5 protein-coding genes are annotated in these 5,151 nt (G+C 59.0%); 3 read left to right on the top strand and 2 right to left on the bottom strand.

Annotated features, from left to right (window positions below; all coding sequences use genetic code 11):
• The first annotated feature begins 197 nt into the window (after positions 1 to 197).
• Positions 198 to 950 carry a primase 1D-like protein gene (locus tag KME79_RS47720; protein WP_443684659.1) on the top strand — a complete coding sequence of 251 codons (753 nt, stop codon included), beginning with the start codon at positions 198 to 200 and terminating at the stop codon, positions 948 to 950.
• A 719-nt stretch (positions 951 to 1,669) separates the two neighbouring features.
• Here the strand turns inward: KME79_RS47720 and KME79_RS44145 are convergent.
• Both KME79_RS44145 and KME79_RS44140 read right to left on the bottom strand, forming a co-directional pair.
• Positions 1,670 to 2,605, bottom strand: coding sequence for a DNA-processing protein DprA (locus KME79_RS44145; RefSeq protein WP_219552629.1), 936 nt, complete (start codon positions 2,603 to 2,605; stop codon positions 1,670 to 1,672).
• Positions 2,606 to 2,644: 39 nt separating this feature from the next.
• Complete coding sequence (locus KME79_RS44140; RefSeq protein WP_219552627.1) at positions 2,645 to 4,033, bottom strand: SIR2 family protein; 1,389 nt, start codon at positions 4,031 to 4,033, stop codon at positions 2,645 to 2,647.
• Between the two features lie 438 nt (positions 4,034 to 4,471).
• Between KME79_RS44140 and KME79_RS46045 the strand changes: the two genes are divergently transcribed.
• Complete coding sequence (locus tag KME79_RS46045) at positions 4,472 to 4,675, top strand: helix-turn-helix domain-containing protein (RefSeq protein WP_219552625.1); 204 nt, start codon at positions 4,472 to 4,474, stop codon at positions 4,673 to 4,675.
• Between the two features lie 92 nt (positions 4,676 to 4,767).
• A partial coding sequence (locus KME79_RS44130) for a DDE-type integrase/transposase/recombinase (RefSeq protein WP_219552623.1) occupies positions 4,768 to 5,151 on the top strand: 384 nt, incomplete at its 3' end.

The following is a 5,151-nucleotide window of genomic DNA, read 5'->3' as shown; positions in this document are numbered from 1 at the left end:
TACTGTGACTGCCACGGCCACCGCCGATCATCTGGATTCCACACACCCACATGATCATGGCGGTGGCCGTCTCATGTCCCAGCCTCGATCAAACCGAGATCCGAGATCTCGAAGTGCGGCTGGAGTACTAGGTCCGCCACACAGGCGTCATAGGGTCTACCATCACCGCACAGTGTCACAACGCGGAGGACCCATCCATGGAAGAAGTCTCTGTACTAGCGGATCTAGTGAGTCGTCAGGCGCCTGCTGGCGAGGTGATCTCGTGTCTTCTCGACCTGCAGCCGCAGGTATCTGGTATCCAACTTCTGCGGTTGAAGGTCTCGCCTTCGCCAAATTTGGTCGGGGAAGACCGCGCCGCAGTAACTGCTCTGTCTCCACCTGCTTTGCAGCTTCGGAGCGAGTATGGAATACCTTTCTGGACCGCGCTCATGCTTACTGCCGCACATTCTGGCGACCCACTTCCTGAGGGAGTTCTTCGCGCGGCATTGTTTCATCAAGATACGACATCCGCATCCTCGGCAGAGGATCTAACAACTGAAGGATTTTCTTCGCAGGCGCTAGAAAGGCGCACAGATATGCTTGACGATAGCAGCGTACTAGCGCTCGCATCTCGGGTTCTGCTACATGACGGAAGCCAGGCGCACCTGCCTATGCTGGACTTCAGACTACGACCTGATCCCGCGAATCTCACTAGCGCTGTAAGAGTCGTCGAGCAACTGGGCTTGAGTGGAGTTATCCTAGACTCAGGAAATTCGTACCATTTCTATGGACTGGGTCTGCTTACCCAGGCGGAGCTGCAAGTGTTCCTTGCCAAGGCCCTATTGTTTGCCCCACTTGTAGACCATCGATGGGTTGCCCATCAACTCATTGAGAACTCGTGCCTGCTTCGTATTTCGCGTGGCGTGAAGGGACAGGAGGCGCCACGCGCAGTTGCGTATGCTACTTCATAGATTCTTCGCCACGATTTAATAGCCAGCTAATTGCTTGCCGGTAATCGTAGGGCTGGTCTCGCTGGCGAAGCCATACTCGCTCTGACGCCTCGTTGAAGGAAGGGTTGATCCGCCGGGCGAGCACAAGGATGCCAGGCACTAGCGCGCCATGATTTTGTAGCGCTGATGCTGCACTTTGTGCGTGGGCGCCAGTAGTAAAGACATCGTCAACAAGCAAAATTCGCTGCCCTTCAAAAGATCCTCGCACCACGTAGGCGTGGTCACTAGTAATGCGGTGCCCCAACTCGCCATGGCCTCTCTCAAGAGGTTCTATGAGGGGCGCCCGAATGGCATCTGAATTTGTGACCAGTTCAGCGAGTGGATGGGGAGGGATACGACTAGACGAAGGCACTACCGAGACACGGCCCCAACCGCCGAGAAGCCGGAACAGTGTCTCCCCGTTCTCGGCCATGAATCTCCATAGAAGGGCTTCAAGTACGGCAGCGAAGGAGGGATCATACTCCTTCGCACCTGGCTTGTAGTACTTCAGCCAATCACGCATTATCGAAGGCTTGCTGTAGAGAGTGAGCGGGATGACCACTGGGGTCGGACGCGTCAACTCAGCGAAAATCTGCATACAGTTTGAGCACTTCGGATATCTGCTGTGCCGCCAGCTTCGGCATACAGGACATACGTCTGATGCATCATGCGGCACTGGTACTAGGTTGTTGAGCGCCTCCTCAGAAAGTCGCATCCGGTCGCTGACTATTTTGGGACATGTAGCCATGAGTTGCTGCCTTTGTTATCGTAAGAATATCGTCCACCCGTGAGACCATATGCACTCCTGGGTTTGCGGCGAACTCTACGGCCCATGGTTCCTGGCCAAGGCATGGCTCCCACATGAGCACAGGACGGCCCTGTTTGAGAGAATGCTCAGCCTCGGTCCGCGTGCCGCTACGCTCGCCCGCCTCGATGAGGAGGCTACAGGAAGCTAGCCCACTGATGACTGCATTGCGCATCAAAAACGAGCTTTTTGTGACTGGAGATCCTGGCCTGAATTGTGATATGACTGCACCGCTGCTACTGATCTTTGCGGCAAGCCCGGCGTGCTCAGGTGGATAGATCTTTTGGTCGATACCGCCTGCAATGACAGCGAGTGTGCGTCCACCCGCCCGCAACGCTCCGTGGTGTGCGGCGGCGTCGATTCCCCTAGCAAGCCCGGACACCACTGTGATACCGGAATCAGCGGCAGCCTCTGCCACATGGGTGGCTGTGTTCAAGCCAGGTGTCGTCGCGTGGCGGCTGCCGACGATCGCAAGGGCAGTCCTATCAGCTGTGAAAAGGTCACCGTCGACAAATATGAAGGGAGGCCTATCATAGCAGGCATGTAGATTAACTGGGTAATTCTGATCCGTTACAACAATCAGCGATACCTGTGGACGTAGGGAAGCAAGGCAATCCAACTGCTTACGCCAACGATCGATACGGCTCCTGTCCACTCCTTCGCGGAGGTAAGCGAGAAGATCTATATCTCTATCACCACCAAGTGGTGCGGCAGTCAAGAGGATCTCTGGGTCACCGACTCGGACAAGGGCGTCGGACAAGTCGCGCCAATCAGCAGGCAGAATCTCTGTTGCAGCAAGCAGGAAGGCCCCTATACGGGAGGAAGCACTCATGCTGCCACCTTAGATGCGACGACCGACAAGTTCCTATGATCATCGGTCACCGAGGTACATGGCGCGGCTGGCTAGCCGGACGGCAGCGGCCGTCGCGATGTGAACGTTGTGGTGGTTGAGCAGTGTCCAGTCCCGTGACCCGCCATCGGCGAAGCCGAGTGTCTCGGGTGTTGTGCTAGTCCAGACATCGAGTGCGGTGCCTCCGGACCGTGCCACGGGCACGATAGGCATGCCTTGCTCGATGGCAGTAAACACCTCATCACGTGTCGTCTCTCCACCACCAACCACGAGTAGTGCTCTCGATTCTGCCATCACTGCCGATCGGAGTTCCTCCTTTGGGAGCGCCGTGTAGACGGCGGTGCCGATCCTCTCCCCCAACTGTGGCGTCGGCTGCTGTGGCCTCGGTCGGAAGTAGAACCTGACTCGGTCAGGGTCGTATCGCTCTTCTGCGATGAGCGATCCGCCAAAGGCAAAGGAAATCTCCAGGGCAGTAGTACCGGCTAGGGAAACCAAGCTTACGGGCTCGTGCGCGAGTTCGTATCCTAAGGTTCGACAGAGCTCCAGGTAGTCAGCCTGACCTGAGTCACTACCCGAGAGGAAGAGCCGACGGGCTCTAGTTCGCCGAACCAACCGATTGATCATAGGTGTGAGCTCGTCGAAGTCGAGGACCTCACAAACCCCAATCCCGCTGTCCTCCAGATCTCGGACACGTAGATCATGTAAGCGAGCGTTCTCCGGGTCAGAGGGCCTACGCAGGACAGTGAAGTGCTCCGGGGTGCCGATACTTCGAAGGGCACGTGACAGCCGTAGCAGCACTTCGACGTTCGGATCCGTAAAACTGAACCCCAAGAAGAGAAAAGACCTGGTGAGAAAGGTTGCTTGCAAGAGCGACCACATCCGAGGGTGGAGCGCCTCGTACTCTTCATAATCCCGACGAGTGATCACAGGGGCCGAAAGCCAGCCTGGCTGGAGCTCTCGCGACAAGCTGCCATGCATTTTCATCACACGACGATGTCCAGCCATCTGCCGATCACTCAGGTCAGCCTCATCAGCAACAACGGTTGCGTCAGGGATAGCCTCCTCGATAAGGCAGTCGTAATTTGTGGTCCAGATGTCGTCGACGGGTAGACGGGCTAGTAGGCGATGCCCTTCCGTTGCACGAACCTCTACGCCTGAAAGCGTCGACAAGATATGACTTTCTAGCGCCTCACGCCCACCAGGTGTCTCCTGCACGAAGTACTGTGCGGCCAAGGGAAGATCCTCAACGGCCTTTGGGATAGCGGCTCGCGATCGTGGTCCCTCAAGCAGTTGCGGCCATCCGGGGTGTCCGGCAGCCTGTGAGAGTCCAGCGCCCACGAACAGGGCGGCGTTCCCAGCCATCACCGCGTCACCGTACAGGCGAAGCATGTCCCGTTCAGTGATTGTCACGCCGCCAGAGTAACGGTACGCCCGATTGGTCCAAGCTTGAAGCCTTCGATTCGAGGCGTGGCTGATCGCTCTGACGCGGTCCGACTAGATGCGGTTGAGGCAGTAGCTGCGCGTGCCCACCGCATTGGCAATACCAAGGCCACTGGCAACAGGGTCTGAGCGGACGCATCGCCGTAGCACTACGCGTGCAATCTCGATCATGGTCAACCACCAGCGACCGTCAACGGGAACAGGAACGGGCGGGACTCCATGAATCTGGAGGCCCGCCCGTTCGTAGGATGTTCGCCCTGGTCAGCAACCAAACTCGCCGATCAAGATCGTTTGCCCCTGGAGTGTGCTGGTTCAGGACATAGGAAACCCATGTCGCGAGACATAGGAGACTTCAACAGAGTGTGTCTCGGGACATAGGCAACCACCGCGATCAACAGCGTGGGCGGTGTGTCCAAGGCCAGAGTTGTCATCACCGCCGTTGTCGTCGAGGGACGGTCCCAGGCGGAGGTCGCCCGCGCCTACGGGGTGTCCAAGGGCTGGGTGTCCAAGCTCGTCGCGCGCTACCGGGCCGAGGGCGAGGCGGCGTTCGAGCCCCGGTCGCGACGCCCGCACACTCGCCGAACGCGATCGACGCCGGCACCGTCGAGCTGATCGTCCGGCTGCGCAAGGAACTGGCCGAGCAGGGACTGGACGCCGGCCCGGACACGATCGCCTGGCACCTCGCTCACCATCATGGGCGGACGGTGTCGCGGGCCACGATCAGCCGCTACCTCACTCGCCGCGGCCTGGTGGTGCCCGAGCCGAACAAGCGTCCCCGCTCGTCCTACATCCGCTTCCAAGCCCAGCTGCCGAATGAGACCTGGCAGGCCGACTTCACGCACTACCGGCTCGCCGACGGCAGTGACGCCGAGATCCTGTCCTGGTTGGACGACCACTCCCGCTACGCCCTGTCGGTGACGGCGCACGCCCGGGTCACCGGCCTGATCGTGCGCGACACCTTCCGCCACGCGGTCAAGGTTCACGGCGTTCCTGCCTCCACACTGACCGACAACGGGATGGTCTTCACCACCCGGCTGGCCGGCGGCCGCGGCGGCCGCAACGCCTTCGAACACGAACTACGCCGCCTG

The organism is Nonomuraea harbinensis (assembly GCF_019396385.1).
In the GTDB taxonomy this organism is placed as follows: domain Bacteria; phylum Actinomycetota; class Actinomycetes; order Streptosporangiales; family Streptosporangiaceae; genus Nonomuraea; species Nonomuraea ferruginea.
This window is presented reverse-complemented; position numbering and strand designations above follow the sequence as displayed.

What these genes read in the sequence shown, in the direction of transcription:
- KME79_RS47720 (WP_443684659.1), top strand. Translation starts at nt 198, where the DNA reads ATGGAAGAAGTCTCTGTACTAGCGGATCTAGTGAGTCGTCAGGCGCCT.
- KME79_RS44145 (WP_219552629.1), bottom strand. Translation starts at nt 2,605, where the DNA reads ATGAGTGCTTCCTCCCGTATAGGGGCCTTCCTGCTTGCTGCAACAGAG.